Annotated in this window: 24 protein-coding genes, 2 pseudogenes and 1 riboswitch; of the genes and pseudogenes, 12 read left to right on the forward strand and 14 right to left on the reverse strand. The window is 72.7% G+C overall.

What is annotated here, in order from left to right:
* Positions 1-102: 102 nt before the first annotated feature.
* Positions 103-342: a chaplin gene (locus QMZ92_RS25670; protein ID WP_283299854.1), complete on the reverse strand. Its 240-nt coding sequence runs from the start codon at positions 340-342 to the stop codon at positions 103-105.
* Between the two features lie 134 nt (positions 343-476).
* A complete protein-coding gene (locus tag QMZ92_RS25675; RefSeq protein ID WP_138054089.1) occupies positions 477-716 on the reverse strand; it encodes a chaplin in 240 nt (79 codons plus the stop codon).
* A 298-nt stretch (positions 717-1,014) separates the two neighbouring features.
* Between QMZ92_RS25675 and QMZ92_RS25680 the strand changes: the two genes are divergently transcribed.
* A complete protein-coding gene (locus QMZ92_RS25680) occupies positions 1,015-2,268 on the forward strand; it encodes a glycosyltransferase family 4 protein (protein ID WP_502962136.1) in 1,254 nt (417 codons plus the stop codon).
* A 174-nt stretch (positions 2,269-2,442) separates the two neighbouring features.
* Here the strand turns inward: QMZ92_RS25680 and QMZ92_RS25685 are convergent, their stop codons facing one another.
* The 3 genes from QMZ92_RS25685 to QMZ92_RS25695 all read right to left on the reverse strand — a co-directional run bounded on the left by QMZ92_RS25685 (position 2,443) and on the right by QMZ92_RS25695 (position 4,173).
* A complete protein-coding gene (locus QMZ92_RS25685) occupies positions 2,443-3,243 on the reverse strand; it encodes a chaplin (protein WP_283299855.1) in 801 nt (266 codons plus the stop codon).
* Between the two features lie 112 nt (positions 3,244-3,355).
* Positions 3,356-3,589 (reverse strand): chaplin, encoded by a 234-nt coding sequence (locus tag QMZ92_RS25690; RefSeq protein ID WP_283299856.1) that lies wholly within the window; start codon positions 3,587-3,589, stop codon positions 3,356-3,358.
* A gap of 173 nt (positions 3,590-3,762) precedes the next feature.
* Positions 3,763-4,173 (reverse strand): rodlin, encoded by a 411-nt coding sequence (locus tag QMZ92_RS25695; RefSeq protein WP_027734391.1) that lies wholly within the window; start codon positions 4,171-4,173, stop codon positions 3,763-3,765.
* Positions 4,174-4,506: 333 nt separating this feature from the next.
* Between QMZ92_RS25695 and QMZ92_RS25700 the strand changes: the two genes are divergently transcribed.
* Entirely contained in the window at positions 4,507-4,917 is a 411-nt protein-coding gene (locus QMZ92_RS25700) for a rodlin (RefSeq protein ID WP_283299857.1), read from the forward strand.
* A gap of 149 nt (positions 4,918-5,066) precedes the next feature.
* Here the strand turns inward: QMZ92_RS25700 and QMZ92_RS25705 are convergent, their stop codons facing one another.
* Positions 5,067-5,309 carry a hypothetical protein gene (locus QMZ92_RS25705; RefSeq protein ID WP_283299858.1) on the reverse strand — a complete coding sequence of 81 codons (243 nt, stop codon included), beginning with the start codon at positions 5,307-5,309 and terminating at the stop codon, positions 5,067-5,069.
* 201 nt (positions 5,310-5,510) lie between these two features.
* Here QMZ92_RS25705 and QMZ92_RS25710 point away from each other — a divergent pair, with 201 nt between their 5' ends.
* A complete protein-coding gene (locus QMZ92_RS25710; protein WP_283299859.1) occupies positions 5,511-5,918 on the forward strand; it encodes a rodlin in 408 nt (135 codons plus the stop codon).
* Positions 5,919-6,060: 142 nt separating this feature from the next.
* Here QMZ92_RS25710 and QMZ92_RS25715 read toward each other — a convergent pair whose 3' ends face one another.
* The 4 genes and pseudogenes from QMZ92_RS25715 to cobN form a co-directional block, all read right to left on the reverse strand.
* Entirely contained in the window at positions 6,061-7,221 is a 1,161-nt protein-coding gene (locus tag QMZ92_RS25715) for a methyltransferase (protein WP_283299860.1), read from the reverse strand.
* Positions 7,222-7,233: 12 nt separating this feature from the next.
* Positions 7,234-7,797, reverse strand: a complete 564-nt coding sequence (locus QMZ92_RS25720; RefSeq protein WP_283299861.1) for a DM13 domain-containing protein — start codon at positions 7,795-7,797, stop codon at positions 7,234-7,236.
* 58 nt (positions 7,798-7,855) lie between these two features.
* Positions 7,856-8,839, reverse strand: a pseudogene (locus tag QMZ92_RS25725) (hypothetical protein); the annotation flags it as partial.
* A gap of 71 nt (positions 8,840-8,910) precedes the next feature.
* Entirely contained in the window at positions 8,911-12,552 is a 3,642-nt protein-coding gene (gene cobN / locus QMZ92_RS25730) for a cobaltochelatase subunit CobN (protein ID WP_283299862.1), read from the reverse strand.
* A 37-nt stretch (positions 12,553-12,589) separates the two neighbouring features.
* Positions 12,590-12,726: riboswitch (cobalamin riboswitch) on the reverse strand.
* A gap of 57 nt (positions 12,727-12,783) precedes the next feature.
* Between cobN and QMZ92_RS25735 the strand changes: the two genes are divergently transcribed.
* Genes QMZ92_RS25735 through QMZ92_RS25745 form a run of 3 tightly spaced genes read left to right on the forward strand, consistent with a single transcriptional unit; the run spans position 12,784 to position 16,276 of the window.
* A complete protein-coding gene (locus tag QMZ92_RS25735) occupies positions 12,784-14,100 on the forward strand; it encodes a ferredoxin-like domain-containing protein (protein ID WP_502962137.1) in 1,317 nt (438 codons plus the stop codon).
* Positions 14,097-14,738, forward strand: a complete 642-nt coding sequence (locus QMZ92_RS25740) for a precorrin-8X methylmutase (RefSeq protein WP_283299865.1) — start codon at positions 14,097-14,099, stop codon at positions 14,736-14,738. The genes QMZ92_RS25735 and QMZ92_RS25740 overlap by 4 nt, the downstream gene beginning before the upstream one ends.
* Positions 14,735-16,276 carry a precorrin-2 C(20)-methyltransferase gene (locus QMZ92_RS25745; protein WP_283299866.1) on the forward strand — a complete coding sequence of 514 codons (1,542 nt, stop codon included), beginning with the start codon at positions 14,735-14,737 and terminating at the stop codon, positions 16,274-16,276. The genes QMZ92_RS25740 and QMZ92_RS25745 overlap by 4 nt, the downstream gene beginning before the upstream one ends.
* 208 nt (positions 16,277-16,484) lie before the next feature.
* Here QMZ92_RS25745 and QMZ92_RS25750 read toward each other — a convergent pair whose 3' ends face one another.
* Positions 16,485-17,612 (reverse strand): cobalt-precorrin-5B (C(1))-methyltransferase, encoded by a 1,128-nt coding sequence (locus tag QMZ92_RS25750; RefSeq protein ID WP_283299867.1) that lies wholly within the window; start codon positions 17,610-17,612, stop codon positions 16,485-16,487.
* A gap of 11 nt (positions 17,613-17,623) precedes the next feature.
* Between QMZ92_RS25750 and QMZ92_RS25755 the strand changes: the two genes are divergently transcribed.
* The gene (locus QMZ92_RS25755) at positions 17,624-18,358 is read left to right on the forward strand and encodes a cobalt-precorrin-6A reductase (RefSeq protein WP_283299868.1); all 735 of its coding nucleotides are present in this window, start codon (positions 17,624-17,626) and stop codon (positions 18,356-18,358) included.
* Positions 18,359-18,374: 16 nt separating this feature from the next.
* Here QMZ92_RS25755 and cobM read toward each other — a convergent pair whose 3' ends face one another.
* Positions 18,375-19,124 carry a precorrin-4 C(11)-methyltransferase gene (gene cobM, locus QMZ92_RS25760; protein WP_283299869.1) on the reverse strand — a complete coding sequence of 250 codons (750 nt, stop codon included), beginning with the start codon at positions 19,122-19,124 and terminating at the stop codon, positions 18,375-18,377.
* On the reverse strand, positions 19,121-20,362 hold the full coding sequence (gene cbiE, locus QMZ92_RS25765; protein WP_283299870.1) for a precorrin-6y C5,15-methyltransferase (decarboxylating) subunit CbiE: 1,242 nt from the start codon (positions 20,360-20,362) through the stop codon (positions 19,121-19,123). The genes cobM and cbiE overlap by 4 nt, the downstream gene beginning before the upstream one ends.
* 193 nt (positions 20,363-20,555) lie before the next feature.
* Between cbiE and QMZ92_RS25770 the strand changes: the two are divergent.
* The 3 genes and pseudogenes from QMZ92_RS25770 to QMZ92_RS25780 all read left to right on the forward strand — a co-directional run.
* Positions 20,556-20,900 (forward strand): annotated as a pseudogene (locus QMZ92_RS25770) (cation:proton antiporter regulatory subunit); the annotation flags it as partial.
* Between the two features lie 239 nt (positions 20,901-21,139).
* Entirely contained in the window at positions 21,140-21,499 is a 360-nt protein-coding gene (locus QMZ92_RS25775; protein WP_283299911.1) for an RDD family protein, read from the forward strand.
* Positions 21,500-21,627: 128 nt separating this feature from the next.
* Positions 21,628-23,361, forward strand: coding sequence for a thiamine pyrophosphate-dependent enzyme (locus tag QMZ92_RS25780; protein WP_283299871.1), 1,734 nt, complete (start codon positions 21,628-21,630; stop codon positions 23,359-23,361).
* A 40-nt stretch (positions 23,362-23,401) separates the two neighbouring features.
* Here QMZ92_RS25780 and QMZ92_RS25785 read toward each other — a convergent pair whose 3' ends face one another.
* Positions 23,402-24,037, reverse strand: a complete 636-nt coding sequence (locus QMZ92_RS25785) for an AraC family transcriptional regulator (RefSeq protein WP_283299872.1) — start codon at positions 24,035-24,037, stop codon at positions 23,402-23,404.
* A gap of 119 nt (positions 24,038-24,156) precedes the next feature.
* Here QMZ92_RS25785 and QMZ92_RS25790 point away from each other — a divergent pair, with 119 nt between their 5' ends.
* Together QMZ92_RS25790 and QMZ92_RS25795 are read left to right on the forward strand one after the other, a co-directional pair.
* Positions 24,157-25,284 carry an LLM class flavin-dependent oxidoreductase gene (locus QMZ92_RS25790; RefSeq protein ID WP_283299873.1) on the forward strand — a complete coding sequence of 376 codons (1,128 nt, stop codon included), beginning with the start codon at positions 24,157-24,159 and terminating at the stop codon, positions 25,282-25,284.
* A gap of 2 nt (positions 25,285-25,286) precedes the next feature.
* A complete protein-coding gene (locus tag QMZ92_RS25795; protein ID WP_283299874.1) occupies positions 25,287-25,910 on the forward strand; it encodes an FMN reductase in 624 nt (207 codons plus the stop codon).
* Positions 25,911-26,096 lie beyond the last annotated feature (186 nt).

Below are 26,096 nucleotides of genomic sequence, written 5' to 3' on the forward strand. Positions count from 1 at the left end.
CGGGAAAGGGCACCGGTCCGGGCCCCGGGAACGCACTCGGCACGAAAAGGCCGCCCTTCCCGCCGGGGCGGGAAGGGCGGCCCAAGGCGCCCGTGCAGGCGATCAGTCGTTGACGCAGGCGTTGCCGAAGGACGGGTTCAGCAGACCGACGACGTCGGCGGTGTTGCCGCAGGCGTTGACCGGCACATGGACCGGGAGCTGGACGACGTTGCCGGAGAGCACGCCCGGCGAAGCCGCCGCTGCGGCCTCCGCGCCGCTGTCGGCGGCGGCGATGCCGGTGGAACCCGCAACAGCGGCGGCGGCGAGGGTGGACAGGACGAAAGCCTTCGCGGTACGCGACATGGAGAAGCACTCCTTGGTCAAAATGTTCAGTGGCCGTGCGTGACTGCCCGGTCCGATGGTTCAACGGCAGCGAGGTCTGCCAGGTTGTGCGGCCGAAGGAGTGAATAACCGGTCGGCGCACAGGGTTGCGGGCGTCAGTCGTTGGCGCAGACGTTGCCGAAGGCCGGGTTCAGCAGACCGACAACGTCGACGGTGTTGCCGCAGACGCCCACCGGGACGTGGACCGGGAGCTGGGCCACGTTGCCGGACGCGACGCCGGGCGAGCCCTCGGCGGCACCGGCCGCGCCGCTGTCCGCGACGGCCATGCCCGCACCGCCCATGATCAGGGCGACGCCCGTGCCCGCAAACACGACCGACTTCGCGATTCGCTTCATTATTTCTTCCTTCCGGGGGGTTAGTGATGCGGCGCAAGCAACAACGAGGGCACCCGAAGTCCGGACACGGAGGAACACCAAAAGGATTAATCCGCACTCCGGCACTCCGGCTCGGACACGGAAAGAGAGGTCCGGCGCCGGAAAGAAATAGGGCTAGAGTCACCTCTCGCGCCCGCTCCGCGAAGAGCGCACGAAGCCGCCCCCCACCGGCCCGCTCATGTGAATAGCCTTGGATATGAATCGGAATCGACGATCCGCGCAGCGTGCTGAGTCCCGGCAGCAGCCGGATCACTTTCCGATGCCCCGTGCACCGGAACTCCCGCCGCCCCTTCCGTCCGGAGAGGGCCCCGACCGGGTTCGGCGCACCGTCCAGCGCCCGCCGTCCGGACCGGGAGCGGCCCCACGTGCGGACCGGACGGTCGTGCTCCACGTCGTCCAGCAGGCCGACGGCGGGATGGCCCGGGTCGTCCTGGACCTGGTGGCCCATCAGGTCCGCGGAGGAACCCCGGTGGCGGTGGCCTGCCCGGGCGGCGGCATGCTCGCGGACGCCGTGCTCGCGCTCGGCGCCGGTGTCCACCGGTGGCGTGCCGGGAAGAGGGCCGGCCCGCTGCTGCCCCGCGAGGTGGGGCAGCTCTCCAGGATCGTCGCCGTCGCCGGCCCGCGGCTCGTGCACGCGCACGGACCCAAGGCCGGGCTCGCCGCCCGGCTCGCGCTGCGCGGCCGGATCCCCACCGTCTTCCAGCCGCACGTCTGGTCGTTCGGTGCGGTCGGCCCCCTCCTGGCCGGCCCGGCCCGCCGCTGGGAGCGCTACGGGGCCCGCTGGGCGGACCGCATCGTCTGCGTCAGCGAGACGGAGCGGCGCAAGGGCGCGGCGGCCGGCGTCGAGGCGCTGTGGACCGTCGTCCCCAACGGCGTGGACACCGAGCGGTTCCGACCCGCCGCGGACGGAGCGCGGCGGAACCTTCCGCCGCTGGTCGCCGACCTGCCCGCGTCCGCACCCCTCGTGGTGTGCGTGGGACGGCTGTGTCGGCAGAAGGGGCAGGACGTACTGCTGGCGGCATGGGAACAGGTCCTGCGCAGACTGCCGAACGCCCGCCTCGTGCTGGTCGGGGACGGCCCCGGGGCCGACGCCCTGCGCGCGTCGGCCCCGGCGTCGGTCCGGTTCGCGGGCGACCAGCCGGACTCCGCGCCCTGGTACCGGGCCGCTGATCTGGTCGTCGTCCCGTCGCGCTGGGAGAGCATGGCCCTGACGCCCCTGGAGGCGATGGCCTGCGGCCGGCCGGTCGTGGTCACGGATGTCGCGGGAACGCGGGAGAGCCTGCCCCCGGGGCACGCACTGTTCTGCACGACGCCCCCGCAGGATCCGTACGCCCTGGCCACGGCCGTGGGCGACCTGCTGCTCAACGGCCCGCTGCGCAGGACGCTGGGCAGCCAGGGCCGCCAGCACGTCCTCACGACGCACGACGTACGGCACAGCGCCTCCGCGATCGCGAACGTCTACCGCGAGGTGTCGGCCGCCCGCCCCACGCGCGGCGGCACGACGGGGGACTGACCGACCGCGCTCGAGGGCGCCGACCCGTCGATGAGGCCGTTCCCGGACCGCGCCCGCCCGGCGAGGGACGACCCCGGGCCCGTCGCCGACCGGACGGCCCGCCCTGACACGCCACGGCCGGGAGAGTCCGATGAGGGACTCTCCCGGCCGGGTTCACACGGGGAGCGCGGCCGTTCAGCGACGCGCGGCGGCCGTCCCGCGGCGGTACAGCAGGGCACCGCCGGCCAGCAGGCCGACCGCGGCGGCACCGGCCGCCAGGGTGCCGGCGTTGCCGCCGGTCTGGGCCAGCTGCTCCGTCGTCGAGGAGTCGACGGCCCGGTCGTCGACCGGGGTGTCCACCACGGGGACCAGGACCTCCGGCACCTCCGGCACCTCGGGAACCTCGGGAACCTCCGGGATCTCGGGGGTGACCGGGATCTCCGGCGTCTCGGGCGACTGCGGCGTCACCGGGGTCTCGGGCATCTCCGGCGTCACCGGAGTCTCCGGCGTCACCGGGGTCTCGGGCATCTCCGGCGTCACCGGAGTCTCCGGCGTCACCGGAGTCTCGGCCGTGCCGCTGCCGCAGTTGTTGCCGCCGGCCGGGTTCAGGGCGCCGATGACGTCGATGGTGTTCCCGCAGGCGTTGACCGGGACGTCCACCGGCACCTGGACGTTGTTGCCGGAGGCGATGCCCGGGGAGCCCACAGCGGCACCCTCCGCGGACGCGCCCGTGGATCCGGCCGCGCCCTCGTCGGAGGCGTTGACGCAGGCGTTGCCGAACGCGGGGTTGAGGACCCCGACCACGTTCAGGGAATTGCCGCAGACGTTGACCGGCACGTGCACGGGGGCCTGGACGTTGTTGCCCGACAGTACGCCGGGGGAGTTCGCAGCCTCGGCGTCGGCCTGGGAGTCGGCGCTGGCGTACACACTGGTCAAGGACAGAATCCCGGTGGCCGCCGCGGCCGTCAGAATTCCCTTGCTGATGACCTGTCGCATGTTGTTGTTCTTCCCGCTTTCGCTTCGCGAGCCGATCCCGGGGCGGTGCCGCAGGGCACGCCCCAGGACCGACGGAAAACGACCCTTCAGGGCTGTATGCGAGGACTGGATGTCAGTCGTTCACACAGAGGTTGCCGAACGCAGGGTTCAGCACGGCAATGAGATTGACGGAGTTGCCGCAGGAATTCACCGGAATGTGCACGGGAATCTGGATGACGTTCCCGGAAAGCACTCCCGGCGAGCCGGTCGCGACACCGGTGGCACCGGAGTCCGCAAGCGCGGGCGAAGCCATTCCCATGGCCATCACGAGTCCCGCCAGCACCGTCGCGGTCCTTCTGAACTTCATATCGGATTTCCTTCTGCTCGGCGGTCGGAGTGACGTGGAAACGCACGGGCAATGCCACGACGCCCTGCCAACGAGCCGCGCCGACCGAGGAAACCCTTCTACGGCCCCGGACTCCGCTCAATTCACTCGAATGCCCGGACGGCCGAACCCGACAGCCGGGCCGGATCTGGGGCTCAGCCGTTGCCCTCGCCGTTACCCGAGAGCACCGGGATGTCGGAGAGGATGTGCGACAGGGCCTCGTCGCCCTTGGCCTGGGTCGAGTTCTCCGTGCACTGCTGGGCCTGCGGGCTGGACAGGACGTTGAGGTCCTGGACGCCGACCGGCACCAGACCGACGAGCGAACCGGCGTTGGCCTTGGCCGGCAGACCGACGCAGGGCTTGTTCAGCGAACCCTGCACCAGGGCGAGCTGCGGGCTCTGGGCACCGTAGGTGGCCGAGTTGCCGAACACCTGCGAGGCACCGACGCCACTGGCGGACGTCGTACCGGTGTCGTCGCCGATGGCCAGGGCCTGGGGGGCGGCGGCGGCGGAGGCACCGATTACGGAGGCCGTGACCGCAGCCGCAGCCATAACCTTCTTGATCATCACTTGCTTGCCTTTCTGCAGGAAAACTCCAGCTCGTCTGCGCACCGACTCAAACTGAACGGAGGACGTTTGGTTGCGTTGTTTCACCCGAACAGCCCTCATGACGCGTGCGTTCGCGACGCGCACGGGAAGGCCGCCGGCAGATCGGGGAAACGTTCCGGCCGAACGGCACGCCCGCCGCCGTCGGGCACCGTCCTTTGGAGTGAAGCGGAAGAACCAAGTCCGCTGGTCCGAGTTGGTCAGGAGGCTCCGGGAAACGGGCGCCTCAGTCCCCTCTCAGAAACCCGGGAGCCCGGCAGCCCAAGGACCTGAACCCAGGAAAGGGATCAACTCGTGCTGAAGAAGGCTATGGCGGCTGCGGCCGTCTCCGCGTCGGTCGTCGGCGCCTCGGCCGCGGCGGCGCCGCAGGCCCTGGCCGTCGGCAATGACACGGGCACCACGTCGGCCAGTGGCGTCGGCGCGTCGCAGGTGTTCGGCAACTCCGCCACGTACGGCAACATGAGCCCGCAGATGGCTCTCGTCCAGGGTTCGCTGAACAAGCCCTGCGTCGGTCTGCCGGCCAAGCTGAACGCCGGTTCGCTCGTCGGTCTGGTGCCGGTCGGCGTCCAGGACCTCAACGTCCTGTCCAGCCCGCAGGCCCAGCAGTGCACGGAGAACTCGACCCAGGCCAAGGGCGACGAGGCCCTGTCGCACATCCTCTCCGACATCCCGGTGCTCTCGGCCAACGGTCAGGGCAACGGCTGACCGTCGCCCACACCGGCCGGGCCGGACCGTTCGCGGTGCTCCGCGGCGGCCCGGCCCGTTCGCGTGGGCACCCGGTGCCCTCCCGGAGGCCGTGTCGCCACGCCGCTCGTACCGCGCCCGCCCGTGGGAGCGACGGGCGCGGTGGCCGCTCACCAGCGGGGCCAGGACCAGGAGACGAGGTCGGACCACTCACGGTCATGGACGCCGGGAACGGTCCTCCCCTGGGCGTACCAACTGGCCATGAGGGACGCGTAGATGGGCTCCACCGAGCGGTCCGCGACCGGCCGGACCGCCGGCCTGACCCGGTCCACCGGCTCCCTATCGCCTTCCGGTTCCCTGCGACTCGCCGGAATCAGCCCCTGCCGTTCCCAACGGCCCTTGTGCTCCGCCATGCCCCCAATATCCCTTACCGCCCAGGCTCGTTGCTGCGAAAGAACCGAACGTCCCGAACAGCGCCCTCCGCGCTGGGCTGATCGGGTTACAGGCCGCAACCGGGGCACGGAGGCCGGTGTTGATCACTGCGTACATCACTCACCGGTGGAGTGCGCATCCCGACGCCCCGAACATCGCGAACCTCCCCGAAGGGAATCACCATGAAGAAGCTGTGGGCAGCAGCAGCCGTGACCGCGTCCGTGGCCGGAGCCGCGCTGACCGCCGCCCCGCAGGCCCTGGCCATCGGCGACGACGGCGGCACGACGTCGCTGAGTGGCAACGACGCCGCGCAGATCTACGGCAACTCGGCCACCTACGGCGCCCAGAGCCCGCAGCTCAGCGCCGTTCAGGGTTCGCTGAACAAGCTGTGCGTGGGGCTGCCCGCCAAGGCCAACGCCGGTTCGCTCGTCGGTCTCGTGCCGGTCGGCGTCCAGGACATCGGCGCCCTGGCCAACCCGCAGGACCAGCAGTGCGCCGAGAACTCGACCCAGGCCAAGGGCGACGAGCCGCTGTCGCACGTCCTGGACGACGTCCCGGTGCTCTCCGGCAACGGCGTCAACAACCACTGATCCCGTACACGCCACGGTTCAGGGCCCGGGGGCCCGGCTCGGCGGACCGCCTCACGCGGCTCGGCCGGCCGGGCCCCCGGGCGTCGGGTCCGGACCGGCTCCCGGCTCCCGACTCCCGGCTCCCGACTCGACGTCCCGCCCGTCAGCCGCGCTTCACCGCGCGCAGGACCACGAACTTCGGATTGCTCGCGACCGTCCCGCAGTTCCCGAAGATCCGGCGCAGTTTGACGTGGTAGCCGAGGTGCCGGTTGCCGATCACCCACAGTTCGCCGCCGGGGCGCAGGGCCCTGCGGGCACCGGTGAACATGCGCCACGAGGTGCTGTCGGTCAGCGCTCGGTGGGTGTGGAAAGGCGGATTGTTCAGCACGAGGTCGACGGACTCGCGCTCTGTCCCGGACAGCGCGTCGCCGACGGCGAAGGCGGCACCGGCGGACGGTCCGGTGTTCGCCCGGAAGGTGGCCTCGGCCGAGGCGACGGCCTGGAACGACTCGTCCGTGAACACCACCTCGGCCTCCGGGTTGGCGACCGCCACGGCCGTACCGACCACGCCGTTGCCGCAGCCCAGGTCCACGACGCGCAGCGGACCGCGGCGGTCGGGGAGGTGTTCGAGGAAGAAGCGGGTGCCGATGTCCAGGCGGTCGGCGCAGAAGATCCCCGCGTGATTGGTCACCGGGCGTCCCGACATGACGCCGATGCCGGCCGGCAGCGTGTAGCTGCGGGGCCAGGGGTCGTCCTGGACGGCCGCGGGTCCGGTGCGGTCCGGTGCGGGGGCGCAGTGGATGAGCCTTGCCTTCTTGACCGCAAGTGACGTACGGGTGGGACCGATGATCCGCTCGAAGAGCCTCAGCGTCGAGGTGTGGATCTCCGTCGCCATGCCGGTGCCGACCACGAGCGTGTCGGCGGTCAGCCGGGGCGCGAGCCGCTGGAGCTGGTCCTCGAGCAGAGCGAGGCTCTTGGGGACACGGACCAGTAGGACGTCGATCCGGTCCGGCGGGGTGTCCTGGGTCGACAGCAGGCGCACGCCGCCGGCCTCCTCGACGGAGCGGTTGCGGACGAGGTTGGCGCGGGTCGCCTGCTGGGTGAGCCACGAGTCGGTGATCTGCACGGGCCGCTGCGCCGCGAGTGCCGTGACCAGCGCTCCCCAGCGGTCGCCCACCACGACCACGGTGCCGTCGAGCGTCTCGCCCTCCAGATGGCGCAGCAGGTACTCGTCCGAGGCGTCCCAGGCGCGGAGCGGGTCACGGGGGTCCTCGGGGAAGCGGGTGAGCCCGAGGTCGCCCCATGACGTGGTGAAGATGTTCATCGTGCTCTCAGGCTACGCGGCCGCCTTGCCGAGCTCCGCGGCGCCGAAGGAGACGTCGAAGCGGTCGCACCAGATGGTGACGCTGGTCAGGCGGTTGAGATCGGCGTCGGCGGGCAGCGCGTAGTTCTGGTCGCCCTTGTTGCCCTTCAGCTTGCCGAGGCTGACGTACTGCCCGTCGTCGAAGACGTGCCAGCCGTCCTTGCCCTCCTTCACCGGTGCGTCGGTGAGCCAGACGCGCAAGTCGGGGCCGCTGCTGGTGTCCAGGCCCTCGATCCGGAGCGTGCGGGAGCCGTCGGCGAGCCGGACGATCTTCACACTGCCGGTCGTGTCGTGCTCATGGCTGATGAAGCGCCCCGTGGCCAGCACTTCCGGCGCGGACGCGGCCGGCGGCGTCGTGTCCGCGGACGCCCCCGGTGCGTCCGGCGAGGCCGGGGCGGCCGCGGGCAGTTCCTCGCGCACGGTCTCGTCCACCCAGAGCTTCCAGGGCTGGAACCAGTACAGCCCGGCGACGGCCACCACCGCGACCACCACCAGCCCTACGATCACCACGGGTCTGCGTACCACCGAAGTCCTCATGGCTCCATTCAAGTCGTACGGGGCGGCGAAAGGAACGTTCCCGGTGGTGACGGAAGTCTTACGCCCGCCGTCCGCTCCGGCGGTCGAGCTGGGTCACCACGCCGGCGTGGAAGCGGTCGACGGCCTGGTCGACGCTGTGGATGAACCCGGACTCCGCGTTGCCGCGGGTGTTGCCCATGCTCTTGAACAGCGAGAGCCGGAAGCCGGTGATCTGCGCGTCGTCCCGGGGGAGGATGTCGCCCGGCTCCGGACGCAGGCGCTCCAGGGTGCCGCGCGGGCCTCCCGTCGATCCGTCGGTCAGCGTCTCGACATGGAGGTCGGCGGGTGCCTCGGCCGGCTGCCGAACGAGCCGCTTCGCCCACGTCAGCGGGTACCCCCGCTCGGGTGCCGGGATCTCGATGGACGTGCGGAGCTTCCCGGTCCGCAGATCGGCGGTGATCGCCATGATGGCGGGTGTTCCCTCGATGCGCAGATCGGCGGTGAGCCGGCCGTCCGTGCAGAGGTCGTCGGCGAGACCCGCACAGCGGAAGTCGGGGTCGGTGCCGCGCTTCGCACGCTGTACGGGCAGGACCTTCTGGCCGAGTTCGCCGCCGAGCCGGAGACAGACCTGCCGGATCAGCCTCTGCCAGTTCTCGACGACCTCCACGGCGCGCCGGTCGCCCTGGCAGAGGGTCTCCTCGTCGATGCCCCGTCGTACGGGCACCCAGGCGGGCCGCATGTTCTGGAAGCCGTGGCAACCGGAGTTCTCGTGCTGGAGGTAGTGCAGCAGTTCCTGCAGGAGCCAGGCGTGGGTGGCGTTGCCCACGCCTTCGTGCCGGATCAGCATCTGCGCCTGGTGGGCGACCTCGGCCCAGGAGAGGTGCCACGGCGCGACCTTGCTCCGGCGACGCCCGTCGATCTTCACGTCGACGAGGGGCCGGCCCTCCAGGGCCACGTCGTTCGTGAACGTGATCACGGCCTCGTAGCCGCGACGGGCGGCGATGTCGACGTAGTCCTGGACCTGGTCCGGTCTCGGGGCGTTTCCATTGGTCACTCCGGCAGTCGCCGGTCCGGTCCGGACATCGCCGGGCGGTGACCGGGTACGACCGGAGTGCTTCCGGGGTGGGGCCTTGGTCAGCCGTCGCCCTCCAGGTCGCCCTCCGTCTCGAGGAAGACCTGGCGCAGCGCGTCGACGACCGCCGGGTCGGGCTTCTCCCACATGCCGCGGGACTCCGCCTCCAGCAGTCGTTCCGCGATGCCGTGGAGGGCCCAGGGGTTGGCCTGCTGGAGGAACTCGCGGTTCTCCGGGTCCAGGACGTACGCCTGGGCGAGCTTGTCGTACATCCAGTCGGCCACCACGCCGGTCGTGGCGTCGTAGCCGAACAAGTAGTCCACGGTGGCGGCGAGTTCGAAGGCTCCCTTGTAGCCGTGGCGGCGCATCGCCTCGATCCACCTGGGGTTGACGACGCGGGCCCGGAAGACGCGGGAGGTCTCCTCCACGAGCGTGCGGGTGCGGACCGTCTCCGGGCGGGTGGAGTCGCCGATGTACGCCTCGGGCGCGGTGCCGCGCAGGGCGCGCACGGTGGCGACCATGCCGCCGTGGTACTGGAAGTAGTCGTCGGAGTCGGCGATGTCGTGCTCGCGGGTGTCGGTGTTCTTCGCCGCGACCGCGATCCGCCTGTACGCCGTCTCCATCTCCTCGCGCGCCGCCCGGCCTTCGAGACCGCGGCCGTACGCGTAGCCGCCCCACACCGTGTAGACCTCGGCGAGGTCGGCGTCGGTGCGCCAGTCGCGGGAGTCGATCAGCTGGAGCAGGCCGGCGCCGTACGTACCCGGGCGGGAGCCGAAGATGCGGGTGGTGGCGCGCCGTTCGTCGCCGTGCTCCGCGAGGTCGGCCTGGGCGTGGGCGCGTACGAAGTTCTCGTCGGCGGGCTCGTCAAGCGAGGCGGCGAGCCGGACAGCGTCGTCGAGGAGGCCGATGACGTGCGGGAACGCGTCGCGGAAGAAGCCCGAGATGCGCAGCGTCACATCGACGCGGGGACGGCCGAGCTCGGCGAGCGGCACCGGTTCGAGGCCGTTGACGCGGCGGGAGGCGTCGTCCCAGACGGGGCGGACGCCGAGCAGCGCCAGCGCCTCGGCCACGTCGTCGCCGGCGGTGCGCATCGCGCTCGTGCCCCACAGGGACAGTCCGACGGACGTCGGCCAGGAGCCGTTGTCCGTGCGGTAGCGCTCCAGGAGGGAGTCGGCGAGGGCCTGGCCGGTCTCCCAGGCGAGTCGGGAGGGCACGGCCTTGGGGTCGACGGAGTAGAAGTTCCGTCCCGTCGGAAGGACGTTGACCAGGCCGCGCAGCGGCGAGCCGGACGGTCCGGCCGGGACGAAGCCGCCGTTCAGCGCGTGGACGGTGTGGTCGAGTTCGTCGGTGGTGGCGGCGAGGCGCGGGACGACCTCCCGGGCGGCGAAGCCGAGGATGTCGGCGACCGCCTCGCCGTGGCCCTCGGCCACGGCGGCGACGGCGGCCGGGTCCCAGCCGGCGTCCTCCATGGCCTCGACCAGGGCGCGGGCCCGGGACTCGGCCTCGTCGGCGGTGGTCCGGGTCGCGGCGGACTCGTCGAGGCCGAGCGCCTCGCGCAGTCCTGGCAGGGCGGTGGTGCCGCCCCAGATCTGCCGGGCGCGCAGGATCGACAGGACGAGGTTGACCCGCTCCGGGCCGGTGGGCGCACCACCGAGGACGTGCAGTCCGTCGCGGATCTGGGCGTCCTTGACCTCGCAGAGCCAGCCGTCGACGTGCAGCAGGAAGTCGTCGAAGCCGTCGTCGTCGGGGCGGTCCTCCATACCGAGGTCGTGGTCGAGCTTCGCCGCCTGGATGAGGGTCCAGATCTGGGCGCGGATCGCGGGAAGCTTCGCCGGGTCCATGGAGGAGATCTGGGCGTACTCGTCGAGCAGTTGCTCCAGGCGCGCGATGTCGCCGTAGGAGTCGGCGCGGGCCATCGGCGGGACGAGGTGGTCGATGAGGGTGGCGTGGACGCGGCGCTTGGCCTGGGTGCCCTCTCCCGGGTCGTTGACCAGGAACGGGTAGATCAGCGGCAGATCGCCGAGCGCGGCGTCGGGCGCGCAGGCCGCGGACAGCCCGGCGTTCTTGCCGGGCAGCCATTCCAGGTTGCCGTGCTTGCCGAGGTGGACCATCGCGTCCGCGCCGAATCCTCCTCCCCCAGAGCCTTCGGCCCGGGAGGTACCCCCGGTCGACTGCGGGGACGCGATCCAGCGGTAGGCGGCGAGGTAGTGGTGCGAGGGCGGCAGATCGGGGTCGTGGTAGATCGCGATCGGGTTCTCGCCGAATCCGCGCGGCGGCTGGATGACGACCAGCAGGTTGCCGCGGCGCAGGGCGGCCAGCACGATGTCGCCCTCCGGGTTGCGGGAGCGGTCCAGGAACATCTCGCCCGGCGCCGGTCCCCAGTGCTCCTCGACCGCCTCACGCAGTTCGGAGGGCAGGGTCGCGTACCAGCGCCGGTAGTCGGCGGCCGGGATGCGGACCGGGTTCCGGGCGAGCTGCTCCTCGGTGAGCCAGTCCTGGTCGTGGCCGCCGGCCTCGATGAGCGCGCGGATCAGTTCGTCGCCGTCGCCGGACTTCAGTCCGGGGATCTCCTCGGTGCCGAAGTCGTAGCCCTCGTCGAGGAGCCGGCGCAGCAGGGCGACGGCGGAGGCGGGGGTGTCGAGGCCGACGGCGTTGCCGATGCGGGAGTGCTTCGTCGGGTACGCGGAGAGGACGAGCGCGAGGCGCTTCTCGGCGTTCGGGATGTGCCGCAGCCGGGCGTGGCGCACGGCGATGCCGGCGACGCGGGCGGCGCGCTCGGGGTCGGCGACGTACGCGGGGAGGCCGTCCTCGTCGATCTCCTTGAACGAGAACGGCACGGTGATGAGGCGGCCGTCGAACTCGGGGACGGCGACCTGGCTGGCGGCGTCCAGCGGGGACAGCCCCTCGTCGTTCTCCTCCCAGGCGCTGCGCGGCCCGGTCAGGCACAGGGCCTGCAGCACGGGCACGTCGAGGGAGGCGAGCGCGCCCGCGTCCCACGCCTCGTCGTCCCCTCCGGCCTGGGCCTCGGCGGGCCGGGTACCGCCGGCGGCGAGGACGGTGGTGACGACGGCGTCGGCGTCGCGGAGCCGATCCAGCAGCTCCGGCTCGGGGGCTCGCAGTGAGGCGACGTACAGCGGCAGGGCCCGGCCGCCCGCGTCCTCGACGGCGTCGCACAGCGCGCCGACGAAGGCGGTGTTGCCGCTCATGTGGTGGGCCCGGTAGTAGAGCACGGCGACGAGCGGGCCGCTGTCGCGACGCGGGGTGCGCTCCAGCTCGCCCCATGTGGGGGCGGGCGCGGGCGGCGCGAAGCCGTGACCGGTGAGCAGGACGGTGTCCGACAGGAACCGGGCGAGCTGCTCCAGGTTGTCCGGGCCGCCGTGGGCGAGGTAGGCGTGGGCCTCCGCCGCGATGCCGATGGGAACGGTGGACGTCTCCATCAGCTGGGCGTCCGGGGCCTGTTCGCCGGTGAGGACGACCACCGGCCGGCCCTGGGCCAGCAGCGCGTCGAGGCCCTCCTGCCAGGCACGGACGCCGCCGAGGAGGCGCACGACGACCAGATCGGTGCCGTCGAGGAGCTCGGTCAGCCGGTCGAGGGGGAGGCGTGAAGGGTTCGCGAAGCGGTACCGGACCGGGCCCTCGGCGGCGCGGGCGCTGAGCAGGTCGGTGTCGGAGGTCGACAGCAGCAGGATCGTCGCGTGCGTCATCGCGTGCGCAGGCCTTCCTCGGGGTTTCCGCGCCCCGGGTGGTCGTGGTCGGCGGGAGTTCCTGACTCACCGGACCCCGTCGCCGGGACCCGGTTCACAGTGGCGGGACCGCGCCGGATTCTCACCGGGCTTCCTCCCTAGGGCCCTGGGACCCCGTGCCTTTCTGCATAGTAGAGGCTGCGGCCCGCCGGCAGGGCGGCCACCTGGAAGGACGTGGGTATGCTCGCCGCCATGCCGCCCACACCGACAACCCCCCCGGACCGGGGCGAACCCCGCATACGGGACCGGGGCGACGCCTGCCCTGGCGCGCTGCGGCTGCATGCGGCGGACGACGGGTGGCTCGCCCGACTCCGCCTCCCTGCCGGATTGCTGACGGGACATCAGGTACGTGTGCTGGCCACCGCGGCCGGTCGGCTGGGGAACGGGGCGCTGAGCATCACCTCCCGGGGGAACGCCGAGCTGCGCGGCCTGTCGGACGGCTGCGGGGCGGAGCTGGCGGAACTGCTGCGTGACGCCGGGCTGCTGCCCGCCGAGACCCATGAGCGGGTGCGCAACGTCGTGGCCTCACCGCTGGCCGGACTGGACGGACTCGGCCGTGCCGACGTGCAGTTGTGGGCCCGGGAGCTGGACGAGCTGCTGTGCGCCGCCGACTGGGCGACGGGGCTCTCGGGCCGGTTCCTGTTCGCCCTGGACGACGGCCGGGGCGACGTCGCCGGACTCGGCGCGGATGTGACGTTGCTCGCAGAGGCGGACCGGCGGGCGGTGCTGCGGGTCGGGCGCCACGCCTTCCGTGTATGTGCCGCCCACGCCGCACGCGCGGCGCTCGCCGCGGCGGAGGCGTTCCTGACCGCAGCCGCCGGGGCGGGCACGGGTGCGTGGCGCGTGCGGGAGCTGCCGGAGGGGCAGGACATCGGCGTGGACGTGTGGCTGGAGCGGGCGGGGGTGGCGGCGGAACCGCTCCCCCCTCTCACCGGAACGGAACCCTCCGCCCTGGGTCCGGCCCCGGGCCTGCCTGCGGATCGGCCCGAGGGGCCCGGAACCGGACCGCTGCCCGGTGTCGTGGAGGGGCCGGACGGCTGGGCCGTGTCCGTCGCCGCTCCGCTCGGGCGGCTCACCGTCGCGCAGCTGCGGGAACTGCTGCCGGCCCCCGCTGACGAGGTGCGGCTGACCCCGTGGCGCGGGGCCGTCCTGCCCGGGTTCGCGGACCGCGGCACGGCACTGGCGCGCCTCGAAGCACTGGGGCGGGGCGGCTTCATCACCGGCACCGACTCGCCCTGGTACGGGATCGGCGCGTGCACCGGCCGGCCCGGGTGCGCCAGGTCCCTGGCCGACGTGCGGGCCGACGCGACTCCCGGCCGGGGCGGACTGCCCGTGTACTGGTCGGGCTGCGAGCGGCGCTGCGGCCGTCCGCAGGGGGAGTACGTGGACGTCGTGGCCACCGGGGACGGCGCGTACCGGGTGACCGCGCACGGCACTCCCGTACCCGTACCGTCCCGCGCCGAGCTCGCAGTCACCATCGCCACAGCCCGAACCCGTACGACGAAATGAGCGACAAGACCGTGTTCGACTACGAGAAGGACGGCGCGGAGATCTACCGCCAGTCCTTTGCCACCATCCGCGCAGAGGCGGCGCTCGACGCGCTCCCGGCCGACGTCGGCCAGGTCGCGGTGCGGATGATCCACGCCTGCGGCATGGTCGACCTCGTCCGCGACCTCGCGTACTCGCCCGGGGTGGTGGCCCGGGCCCGCGAGGCCCTGCGCTCCGGGGCGCCGATCCTGTGCGACGCACAGATGGTCGCGAGCGGCGTCACCCGCAAGCGGCTGCCCGCGGGCAACGAGGTGATCTGCACGCTTTCGGAGCCGTCCGTGCCGGAACTGGCCGCCCGGCTCGGCACGACCCGCAGCGCCGCCGCGCTCGAACTGTGGCGGGACCGCCTCGAAGGTTCCGTGGTCGCCGTGGGGAACGCCCCCACCGCGCTCTTCCGGCTGCTGGAGATGATCGACGAGGGGGCGCCCCGCCCTGCCGCCGTCATCGGTGTGCCGGTGGGCTTCATAGGCGCGGCCGAATCCAAGGAGGCCCTCGCCACGCACGGGGGCGGTCCGGAGTACCTGGTGGTGCGCGGCCGGCGCGGCGGCAGCGCCATGGCCGCCGCCGCGATCAACGCGATGGCGAGTGAGGCGGAGTGAGCACACAGCGGACCGGAAGGCTGTACGGCGTCGGGCTCGGCCCCGGCGACCCGTCGCTGATGACGCTCCGGGCGGCCCGGGTCGTCGCGGAGGCGGACGTCGTGGCGTACCACTGCGCCCGGCACGGCCGTTCCATCGCCCGCTCGATCGTGGCGGAACACCTGCGCCCCGACCACATCGAGGAGCGCCTGATGTACCCGATCACGGTCGAGACCACCGACCATCCCGGCGGCTACCGGGGGGCGCTCGACGACTTCTACGAGGAGGCCGCGGCCAGGCTCGCGGCGCATCTCGACGCCGGGCGGACGGTCGCCGTGCTCGCGGAGGGCGACCCGCTCTTCTACGGCTCCTACCAGCACATGCACAAGCGGCTCGCCCACCGGTACCCGACCGAGGTGATCCCCGGCGTGACCTCGGTGAGCGCGGCGGCCGCGCGGCTCGGGGAGCCGCTGTGCGAGGCGGAGGAGGTGCTGACGATCGTCCCGGGCACGCTGCCCGAGGAGGAACTGGCGGCCCGTCTCGCCGCCACCGACTCGGCGGTGGTGATGAAGCTCGGCCGGACCTTCCCCGCCGTACGGCGGGCGCTGGAGCGGGCGGGCCGGTTGGAGGACGCGCGCTATGTGGAGCGGGCCACGATGGCCGGCGAGCGCACGGAGCGGCTGGCGGACGTGGACCCGCAGTCGGTGCCGTACTTCTCGGTGGCGGTGCTGCCGAGCCGGATCGACGAGGTGCGACCCGAGGCGCGTCCCCGGGGCGAGGTCGTCGTCGTGGGCACCGGACCGGCCGGGCCACTGTGGCTGACGCCCGAGACCCGCGGCGCGCTCGCCGCCGCCGACGACCTGGTCGGATACACGACCTATCTGGACCGGGTACCGGTGCGTGCCGGGCAGCGTCGCCACGGATCGGACAACAAGGTGGAGTCCGAGCGGGCGGAGTTCGCCCTCGACCTCGCCCGGCGCGGCCGCCGGGTGGCCGTGGTGTCGGGCGGCGACCCGGGGATCTTCGCCATGGCCACGGCCGTGCTGGAGGTCGCGGCGCAGGAGCCGTACGCGGACGTTCCCGTGCGTGTGCTGCCGGGCCTCACCGCGGCGAACGCCGCCGCGGCGCGTGCCGGGGCACCGCTGGGGCACGACTACGCCACCATCTCCCTGTCCGACCGGCTGAAGCCGTGGGAGGTCATCGCGGAGCGGCTGACGGCGGCCGCGGCGGCCGATCTCGTCCTGGCCCTGTACAACCCCGGCTCGCGCAGCCGGACCTGGCAGGTCGCCAAGGCCCGTGAACTGCTGCTCGGACACCGCGCCCCGGACACCCCGGTCGTCGTCGCGCGCGACGTGGGCGGTCCGGAGGAGAGCGTGCGGATCGTGCGTCTCGGTGAACTCGACCCAGCGGTGGTGGACATGAGGACCCTGCTGCTGGTCGGCTCGTCGCAGACCAGGACGGTGCGCCGCGGTTCGGGCGAGCAGATCGTCTGGACCCCGCGCACGTACCCGGATCCGGCTCCGGTGCACGTACCCGTGGACGCCTCGGCCCCGGAGTGAGACCGCGCCGGGATAGATCCGGCGGGGAGGACGGGCGCCGAATGCGAAGGAGGGTTCGGGTCCGGGTCCGGGTCCGGTGCGGGTCCGGTTCGACCGCGGGGTTGGGCCGGGTGCGGGCGGCGTACGCGGAACGGGAACGAGGACCCCTTCGTCTCAGGCCCCTGGAGTTCGCCGGCCCAGTAGCGCTTCGCCTCGGATGCCCTTCGTCTCAGGGGCCCTTCGGCGCCGAGCGGCCGACCACCGTGCCCGCGCGGTCGACGCACACCACGTCCACCGTGACCGGCGCACCCCGCAGCACCTCCAGTGCCCGGTCACGCGCGGTCACCGCCACGAGATCGCCCAGCGGGACCCCGCGGGCCGCGCACGACTGCAACGCCGCGAGACCGGTGTTGGCGGCGGCGACCTCGGCCGCCAGCGTCCCGTCCGCCCCACCCCGGCGGGCCAGCTCCGCGAGGAAGCCCTTGTCCACCTGGGAGCGGGCCGAGTGCAGATCCATGTGCCCGGCCGCCAGTTTGGACAGTTTCGCGAAGCCGCCGCAGACGGTGAGCCGGTCGACAGGGTGCCTGCGGACGTACTTGAGCACCGCGCCCGCGAAGTCGCCCATGTCAAGCAGCGCGTCCTCGGGAATCCCGTACAGGGCGACGACCGTCTTCTCGGACGTGGAGCCCGTGCACCCGGCGAGATGGGTGCGTCCTGCCGCCCTGGCCACGTCCACACCGCGGCGGATCGAGTCGATCCACGCCGAGCAGGAGTAGGGCACGACGATTCCGGTGGTGCCGAGGACGGACAGTCCGCCGAGGATGCCGAGCCGCGGGTTCCAGGTGGAGCGCGCGATCTCCTCCCCGTGGTCGACGGAGACCGTGATCTCGACGTCGCCCGAGCCGCCGTACCGGGCGGCGGCCTCCGTGACGTGGTCCCGCATCATCTGCCGGGGCACGGGGTTGATCGCCGGCTCGCCGACGTCCAGCGGCAGCCCGGGGCGGGTGACGGTACCGACGCCCGGTCCGGCGCGGAACACCACCCCCGAACCGACGGGCAGGATCCGCACGGTCGCACGGACCAGCGCGCCGTGTGTGACGTCCGGGTCGTCGCCGGCGTCCTTGACCACGCCCGCCGTCGCGTGCCCGTCCGCCAGTTCCTCCACGGCCAGCCCGAACGCGGGCCTCTGTCCCTTGGGCAGCGTGATCGTCACCGGGTCCGGGAAGTCCCCGGTGAGCAGCGCGGTGTACGCGGCGGTCGTCGCGGCGGTGGCGCAGGCCCCGGTGGTCCAGCCGGGCCGGAGACCGGTGTGCTTGAGTTGGGCGCTGCGTCCGCCCACGGGCGCCGGTTCACTCATGGAGGTCCCCCGTGCACGTCCTGGTCCTCGGCGGTACGACGGAGGCGCGTGCCCTCGCCGAGTCGCTGCACGCGCGGGGGCAGCGGGTGACCACGTCACTCGCGGGACGGGTCGCGGCACCGCGGCTGCCCCGGGGGGAGGTGCGGATCGGCGGCTTCGGCGGGGCGGAGGGCCTCGCCGCCTGGCTGCGCGAGCACCAGGTGGACGCACTCATCGACGTCACCCATCCTTTCGCCGGGGCGATCAGTTTCAACGCGGCGCACGCCGCGGACCGGGCCCATGTTCCCCTGCTCGCGCTACGGCGCCCCGGCTGGGTCCCGGTGGCGGGCGACGACTGGCACCCGGTCGACTCCCTCGCGCAGGCGGCCGAGAGGCTGCCCTCGCTGGGGCGCCGGGTCTTCCTGACGACGGGCCGCATGGGGCTGGCGTGCTTCGCGCACCTGGACGACCTGTGGTTCCTGGTCCGCTCCGTCGACCCGCCGGAACAGCCGCACCCCGCGCGGATGCGGGTGCTCCTCGACCGCGGTCCCTTCACCCTCGACGGCGAACGGGCGCTTCTCGCCGACCACGCCGTCGACGTCCTGGTGACCAAGGACAGCGGCGCCGCCGCCACCTCGCCCAAGCTCACCGCGGCCCGCGAGGCGGGCCTCCCGGTCGTCGTGGTCCGCCGCCCGCCCGTACCCGAGGACGTCCCGACGGTGACGGGGGTGGAGGAGGCGCTGGCGTGGGTGACGGCGCTGGGGTAGGCGGGCCGGGCCGCCGTCAGCAGACGTGCCGGTTCCGCGCCGGGTCGTACAGGTGGCTGTCGCGGAACTGGGAGGCGGCCAGGGTGCGGCCCACCAGGATGACCGCCGTCTTCGTGACGCCCGCCTCCTTCGTCAGCCCGGCGATCTCGTCGAGCGTGCCCCGGAGGACCAGTTCGTCCGGGCGACTGGCCATGGCCACCACCGCGGCGGGGCAGTCGGGTCCGTAGTGCGGCAGCAGTTCGGCGACGACGCGGTCGACGTAGCGGGCGGCGAGGTGCAGGACGAGCAGGGCGCCGCTGCGGCCCAGGGTGGCCAGGTCCTCGCCGTCGGGCATGGGGGTGGCCTGCTGGGCGACGCGGGTCAGGACGACCGTCTGACCGACCGTCGGTACGGTCAGTTCGCGCTTCAGCGCGGCCGCCGCGGCCGCGAACGCCGGGACGCCGGGGACGACCTCGTACGGAATGCCCGCCGCGTCGAGCCGCCGCATCTGCTCCGCCACCGCGCTGAACACGGACGGGTCGCCCGAGTGCAACCGGGCCACGTCGTGCCCCTCCTCGTGGGCGCGGACGAACTCCCCGGTGATCGCGTCCAGATCGAGGTCCGCCGTGTCCACGAGGCGCGCGTCCGGCGGGCATTCGGCGAGGAGGTCGGCCGGTACGAGCGAGCCCGCGTAGAGGCAGACCCGGCACGACGCCAGCGTCCGAGCGCCGCGCAGGGTGATCAGATCGGCGGCACCGGGTCCGGCGCCGATGAAGTAGACGGTCATGAGAGTCCTCCTGCCGGGGATTTGGTGACGGACCACTGCGTCACGGGCATCGCCTGCCGCCATCCGGTGAAGCCGCCCACCGGTACGGCGTGCGCCACGGCGAGCCGCACCAGCTCGCCGCCGTACCGCCGGTGGCGCTCCGCCAGCAGCGCCTCCGACTCGAGCGTCACGGTGTTCGCGACCAGCCGACCGCCCTCCGGCAGCGCGTCCCAGCAGGCGTCGAGCAGTCCCGGCGCGGTGAGCCCGCCGCCGATGAACACCGCGTCGGGCACGGGCAGCCCGGCCAGACCGTCCGGCGCCGCCGCCGTGACGACCCGCAGTCCGGGCACACCGAGCGTCTGCGCGTTGCGCTCGATGCGCCGTGCCCGTTCCGCGTCCCGCTCGACGGTGACCGCCCGGCACGAGCGGTGCGTACGCATCCACTCGATCGCGATCGAGCCGGAGCCGCCACCGACGTCCCACAGCAGTTCGCCCGGCGCGGGCGCGAGCGCGGCCAGCGTCGCGGCGCGCACATGGCGCTTGGTCAGCTGGCCGTCGTTCTCGTACGCCTCGTCGGGCAGTCCGGGCACGGCGCCGAGCCGGGGCCGGCCGGGCTCACGGACGCAGTCCACGGCGAGGACGTTCAGGGGGTCGCCGGGCGGCCGGTCCCAGCCGGAGGCGGTACCGGTGACCACGCGTTCCCGCCCGGAGCCGAGTTGCTCCAGCACCCGCAGCCGGCTGGGGCCGAAGCCCCTCGCGGCCAGCAGTTCTGCCACCTCCGCCGGGGTCGCGGCGCCGGCGCTCAGCACCAGCAGCCGCCGGCCGTGGTGGAGCGCGGCGCCGAGCCCCGCGACGGGCCTGCCGACCGTCGTCACGACCTCGGTCTCCTCGACCGGCCAGCCGAGGCGGGCACAGGCGTACGAGACGGAGGACGGATGCGGCAGTACGCGCAGTGACTCAGGGCCGGCGATCTCGGTGAGGGTGCGGCCGATGCCGTAGAACATCGGGTCGCCGCTCGCGAGGACGGCAAGGCGGCGGTCGGCGTGCTCGGCGAGCAGCGCGGGCACGGCGGGGCGCAGCGGCGACGGCCACGGCACGCGCTCGCCCGGGCATTCGTGGACGGACAGCAGGGCGAGCTGGCGTGCGCCGCCGACGAGCACGTCGGCGGAGCGCAGCACGGCGCGGGAGGTCTCGGGCAGTCCGTCCCAGCCGTCGGCACCGATCCCGACGACGGAGACGGCGGAGCGGGGGTCGGACATCACGGAGCGGACTCTACTGTCCGCGCAGGTGGCCCCCGGTGCGCGGGGGATGAGACAACGGTCACCGGCGCGCGGGCCCCCAAGATCACGTAATACTGAAGTGGAGAACGAACTCCTGGTCCCGGCCCCGCCACGCGTGCCTCATCGTCCGACTCGGCTCCGGGAGGCAGCCATGGCCACTTGACGCACTCCCCTGCCGGGCGTCGGTACGCAGTACGACATCACCTCGGAGAGCGGCCACCAGCTCTCGCGGGTCGTCCACCAGGACGACCGGCGGTTCCTCGGCTTCTACTCCGCGGACGATCCCGACGAGTCGGCGGCATCCGTGTCGCTCACGCCCGAGGAGGCCGGCGGGCTCGCCCGCCTGCTGGGCCCGACCTCCGTCGAGGGCGTGCGCACCGACGGACTCGACCTGGTGACCGAGCACATCCCGGTCCCGGCCCGTTCCCCGTACTCCGGACGACCGCTCGGTGACACCCGGGCCCGTACCCGCACGGGCGCCTCGATCGTCGCCGTCCGGGAGAGCATGAGCACCAACGACCCGTCGGGGTACGGCACTCCGGCCGACGGCCGCAACCTTCATGAGCAGCAGGAACCGTACGGCCGGGCACGGCAGCCCGGCTTCGGGCCCCCACCTACGGGCCTCCCCCGGCGTACGGGCAGCAGCCCCCGCAGCCGGGGCCGCCCCACTGGCTCATACAGCCTGCGCAACCCCCCGGCGCCGGGCCACGCTCGCTGGCTCCCGCCGGCGACCGCCTGCTGGCCCGGTTGATCGACGTGGCCGTGCTGATCGTGCCCGGTGTGCTGTGCTACGCGCTCTTCGGGGCCACGGTGCTGTACTACGTCGCGGCCGCGGCCGCGGCGTTCGGCTACGAGGCCGCCATGCTGCTGACCAAGGACGGCCAGACGCTCGGCAAGAAGGTCATGAACCTGCGCGTGGTCGACGCCGCGCTCGGCAACCGTCCGGCCGACAACGCCTACTGGATCCGGGCCGCGATCTTCACGCTTCCCGGCGCCGCGTACCTGATCGGCGGGCTCTTCTCCCTCCTCAACGTGCTGTGGCTGCTGTGGGACAAGCCGCTGCAGCAGTGTCTGCACGACAAGGCCGCCAAGACCGTGGTGGTCAAGGAGGCCTGACGGGAGCACCCCCTCGTCCAGGCCCCTCGTTACCGTCCGGCCTAACCGTGGCGTGGGACCCCGTCTGTTCCCGGTGGGCGTCGGATGCTGGGCACACGGCCACCGGGCGACGAGACAGGGGAATGGCGATGGCGAAGACTGTGGCTGACGGCATCTGGGAGATGCTCGCCTCGGCCGGTGTGCGGCGCTGCTATGGGATCGTCGGAGACGCGCTCAACCCGGTCGTCGACGCACTGCGGCGCAACGGGACCATCGAGTTCGTCCATGTGCGCCATGAGGAGTTCGGGGCCTTCGCCGCGGTGGCGGAGGCCTGCCTGACCGGACAGCCGGTGGCCGTGTGCGGCACGGCGGGGCCGGGCACCACCCACCTGATCAACGGCCTGCTGGACGCCCGCAAGGAACGCGCCCCCGTCATCGCCATCGCGGGAGATGTCGAGAACGCGCTCATGGACACGGCCGCCCACGAGGAGCTCAACCCCTACACCTTCTTCGCCCCCGCCTCGCTGTACACCGCCCGTCTGGTCGACCCCGGACAGATGCGCGCGGTGGTGAGCACTGCGATCACCACGGCCGTGGCCGAACGGGGACCGACCGTGCTCGCGGTGCCCGGCTCCGTCGCGGCGGCCTCCGCACCCGCCGTGGAACTGGACGTGGCCCTGCCGGTCACCGTCCCCGGACCGGCGTCGGAGACCGACCTTGCAGCCATGGCCGAGCTGATCGACGGAGCGGACTCCGTCGCGATCTTCGGTGGGGACGGGTGTGCGCTCGCCCACGCGGAGACGCGGGCGCTCGCGGAGCGGCTGAAGGCACCGGTCGGCTACTCGCTCAAGGGCAAGCAATGGCTGGAGCACGACAATCCCCACGCCGTCGGAATGACCGGCCTCCTCGGCTACGGCGGCTGCTACGACGCGATCCACCGGGCCGACGTCCTGCTCATGCTCGGCACGGACTTCCCCTACGGCAACTTCCTCCCGCAGCACGGCGTGAAGGTGGTCCAGGTGGACCGCAACCCCCATGTGCTGGGCCGACGGGTGCCGTTGGCCCTCGGCGTCGTCGGAGACGTCAGGAGTACCCTCCAGTCCCTCCTGCCCATGGTGCAGCCCAAGACGGAGGACACCCTGCTGCGCCACTGCCTCCGCACGACGGAGCACTTCCGGTCCAGGATGCGGCACTACGTCACGAAGGGGCCGGGCATCAAGCCCATCCGTCCGGAGTACGTGGCGGCCACCCTGGACGAACTCGCCGCCGACGACGCCCTGTTCTTCGCCGACACCGGTACGCCCGTCATCTGGGCCGCCCGGCACATCCGCTACGGGCGTGACCGCAGGCTCTTCGGTTCCTTCGCGTGGGGTTCGATGGCCAACGCGTCGCCCAACGCCTTCGGCGCCCAGCTGGCCTTTCCGGGGCGCCAGACGATCGCCCTGTGCGGCGACGGCGGATTCACCATGCTCGCCCTGGGCGACCTCCTGACCGAGGTCCGCCACCAGGCGGAGGTCGTGCACGTGATCTTCAACAACGGCATGCTGGACTTCGTCAACATCGAGCAGCAGGAAGCCGGCCTGCTGCCGTTCGGAACCGATTTCCCCACGCCCGACTTCCGCCGCTTCGCGGAGGCGTTCGGCGCTCGGGGGATCCGCATCGAGGAACCGGGGGACGTTGCGGCGGGGCTGCGCGAGGCGTTGGCGCACCGGGGTGGACCGGTCGTCGTCGACGTCGTGGTCGACCCCCACGCCCTGTCCCTGCCGGCACACGTCCCCCCGGCCGTCGTCGAGGGGTTCACCCTGAGCGCCGCCAAGCAGGTGTTCGAGGGCAGGCTGGACGACATCATCGAAACGGCCGAACGCAACGTGCGCCTCCTCTGAGACCCCCGCCGGCGCCGGGTGCGGCCCGCTCCGGGCGCCTTCAGGCCCCCGGGGAGGAGGACGACGCGGCCTCCCGGGCCCGGAGGGTGCGCCACTCGCGTGGTGTGACGCCGTAGGCCGCCCGGAACCGGCGGGCGAAGTGGCTGGGGCTGGCGAATCCGCAGCGGGCCGCCACGCCGACACGGGCAGCCCGGCACGGCGGGGGGAGGCCAGCTGGCCGCGGGCCGTCTCCAGCCGCTCGGTGATGACGAACTGCTCCAGGCTGATGCCGGCGCGTCCGAGGGCCGCGTACAGCTGCCTGCGGGACACGGCGTGCTCCCGGGCTATGCGGTCCGGTGTCAGTTCCGCATCGGTGAGGTGGCGGCGGACGTAGGCCATCACGCGCGCGGCCAGTGACCCGTCCATGACCGAACGGACCCGCGGGTCGTCCTCGCGGTGCGCCGCCGAGGTCAGCAGGGCCCGGACCAGCTCGGTCGTGGCGTTGGCCAGGGCGGCGGCGCCCGGATCGGCCTCCAGACGGGCGACGTCCTTCCACAGCGCGCGCAGGTGGGCCGGCACCAGGTCGTGCAGGGGGCTGGCGTGCAGCCGTACGGAGGCCCGTACGACCGCGTCCACCGGGAGCCCGAGGTACTCCATGTCGATGGTGACGGCCCGGGAGGCGCCCTCGCCGGACCATCCGTTGCGGCGGGGCGCGAGCTCGTGGACTCCAGCGTACGGGCGGAATAGTTCCGGGGTGGCATCCGTTCCGGATTTCAGTTTAACTTTCAACCAATTGACTTCTGGAGGCGAACCTCGATGCAGTTCGGAATCTTCACCGTCGGTGACGTGACCACCGATCCGACCGACGGTCGCACCCCGACCGAGCACGAGCGGATCAAGGCGATGGTCGCCATCGCGCTGAAGGCCGAAGAGGTCGGCCTCGACGTCTTCGCGACGGGCGAGCACCACAACCCGCCGTTCGTGCCGTCGTCCCCGACCACGATGCTGGGGCACATCGCGGCGCGCACCGAGAACCTGATCCTGTCCACCTCGACGACGCTGATCACCACCAACGACCCGGTGAAGATCGCCGAGGACTACGCGATGCTCCAGCACCTGGCGGACGGGCGCGTCGACCTGATGACGGGCCGCGGCAACACCGGACCGGTCTATCCCTGGTTCGGGCAGGACATCCGCCAGGGCATACCGCTCGCCATCGAGAACTACGCCCTCCTCCACAGGCTGTGGAGGGAGGACGTCGTCGACTGGGAGGGCAAGTTCCGTACGCCGCTGCAGGGCTTCACGTCCACGCCGCGGCCGCTGGACGGTGTCCCGCCGTTCGTGTGGCACGGCTCGATCCGGTCGCCGGAGATCGCCGAGCAGGCCGCGTTCTACGGCGACGGCTTCTTCCACAACAACATCTTCTGGCCGGCGGAGCACACCAGGCGGATGGTCGCGCTCTACCGGAAGCGGTACGCGCACTACGGACACGGCACCCCGGAGCAGGCCGTCGTGGGACTCGGCGGACAGGTGTTCATGCGCAGGAACTCCCAGGACGCGGTCAGGGAGTTCCGCCCGTACTTCGACAACGCGCCCGTCTACGGGCACGGCCCGTCGCTGGAGGACTTCACCGAGCAGACGCCGCTGACCGTCGGCTCCCCGCAGCAGGTCATCGAGCGGACCCTCGGCTTCCGTGAGGTCGTCGGCGACTACCAGCGCCAGCTGTTCCTGATGGACCACGCGGGACTTCCGCTGAAGACCGTCCTGGAGCAGCTCGACATCCTCGGCGAGGAGGTCGTTCCGGTGCTGCGCAAGGAGTTCGCCAACCTGCGGCCCGCCGGGGTGCCGGACGCCCCGGTCCACCCGGCCGTGGCCGCCGCCCGCGTCACCGGCGGCGACAGCGCCGGCACCGCCGACGGCACCGGCACCCGTGAGGAGGACTGACCATGGCGCAACTGAAGCTCGTCGCCGTGTCGGCGGGGCTGAGCAGTCCCTCGTCCACCCGGCTGCTGGCCGACCGGCTGGCCGAGGCGGCCCGGCAGCGTCTGGCGGAGCAGGACCGGAAGGTGGAGGTCGAGGTCGTCGAGCTGCGCGATCTGGCCACCGCCATAGCCAACAACCTGGTGACCGGCTTCCCCTCGCCCACGCTGGGCGCGGCCGTCGACGCGGTGACGGAGGCGGACGGCGTGATCGCCGTGTCACCGGTCTTCACGGCTTCGTACAGCGGGCTGTTCAAGTCGTTCTTCGACCTGGTGGACCCGCGGGCGCTGACCGGCAAGCCCGTCCTCGTCGCGGCGACCGGTGGCACCGCGCGGCACTCCCTCGTCCTCGACCACGCCATGAGGCCGCTCTTCGCCTATCTGCGGGCGCTGGTCGTGCCGACCGCCGTGTACGCGGCGTCGGAGGACTGGGGCTCCAGCGGCGACGAGTACACCGAGGGGCTGCCCACCCGGATCCGCAGGGCCGGCCGTGAGCTGGCCGAGCTGATGGCGAGCCGGCCCGCCCGCGAGCAGGGGTCGGACGAGCTGACGGAGTTCGAGCAGCAGCTCGCGGACCTCCGCTTCGACTGACGGGAGCGGTCCGTGCTCGGCGGCTCCGGCGCGGGGCGTCGGGCGGCGGGCGCATGCCTCCGAAGCCAAGTGTCAGCGCCGCCTCCCATCGTCTCCGCCATGAGTCCCGCACTCATCGGGCGCGAGCGCCCCGTGGGCATCCTCCGGGCCGAGATCGGCCGGGCGCGTGCGCGTACCGGCCGGGGC

The organism is Streptomyces sp. HNM0645 (assembly GCF_030056615.1).
In the GTDB taxonomy this organism is placed as follows: Bacteria; Actinomycetota; Actinomycetes; order Streptomycetales; family Streptomycetaceae; genus Streptomyces; species Streptomyces marianii.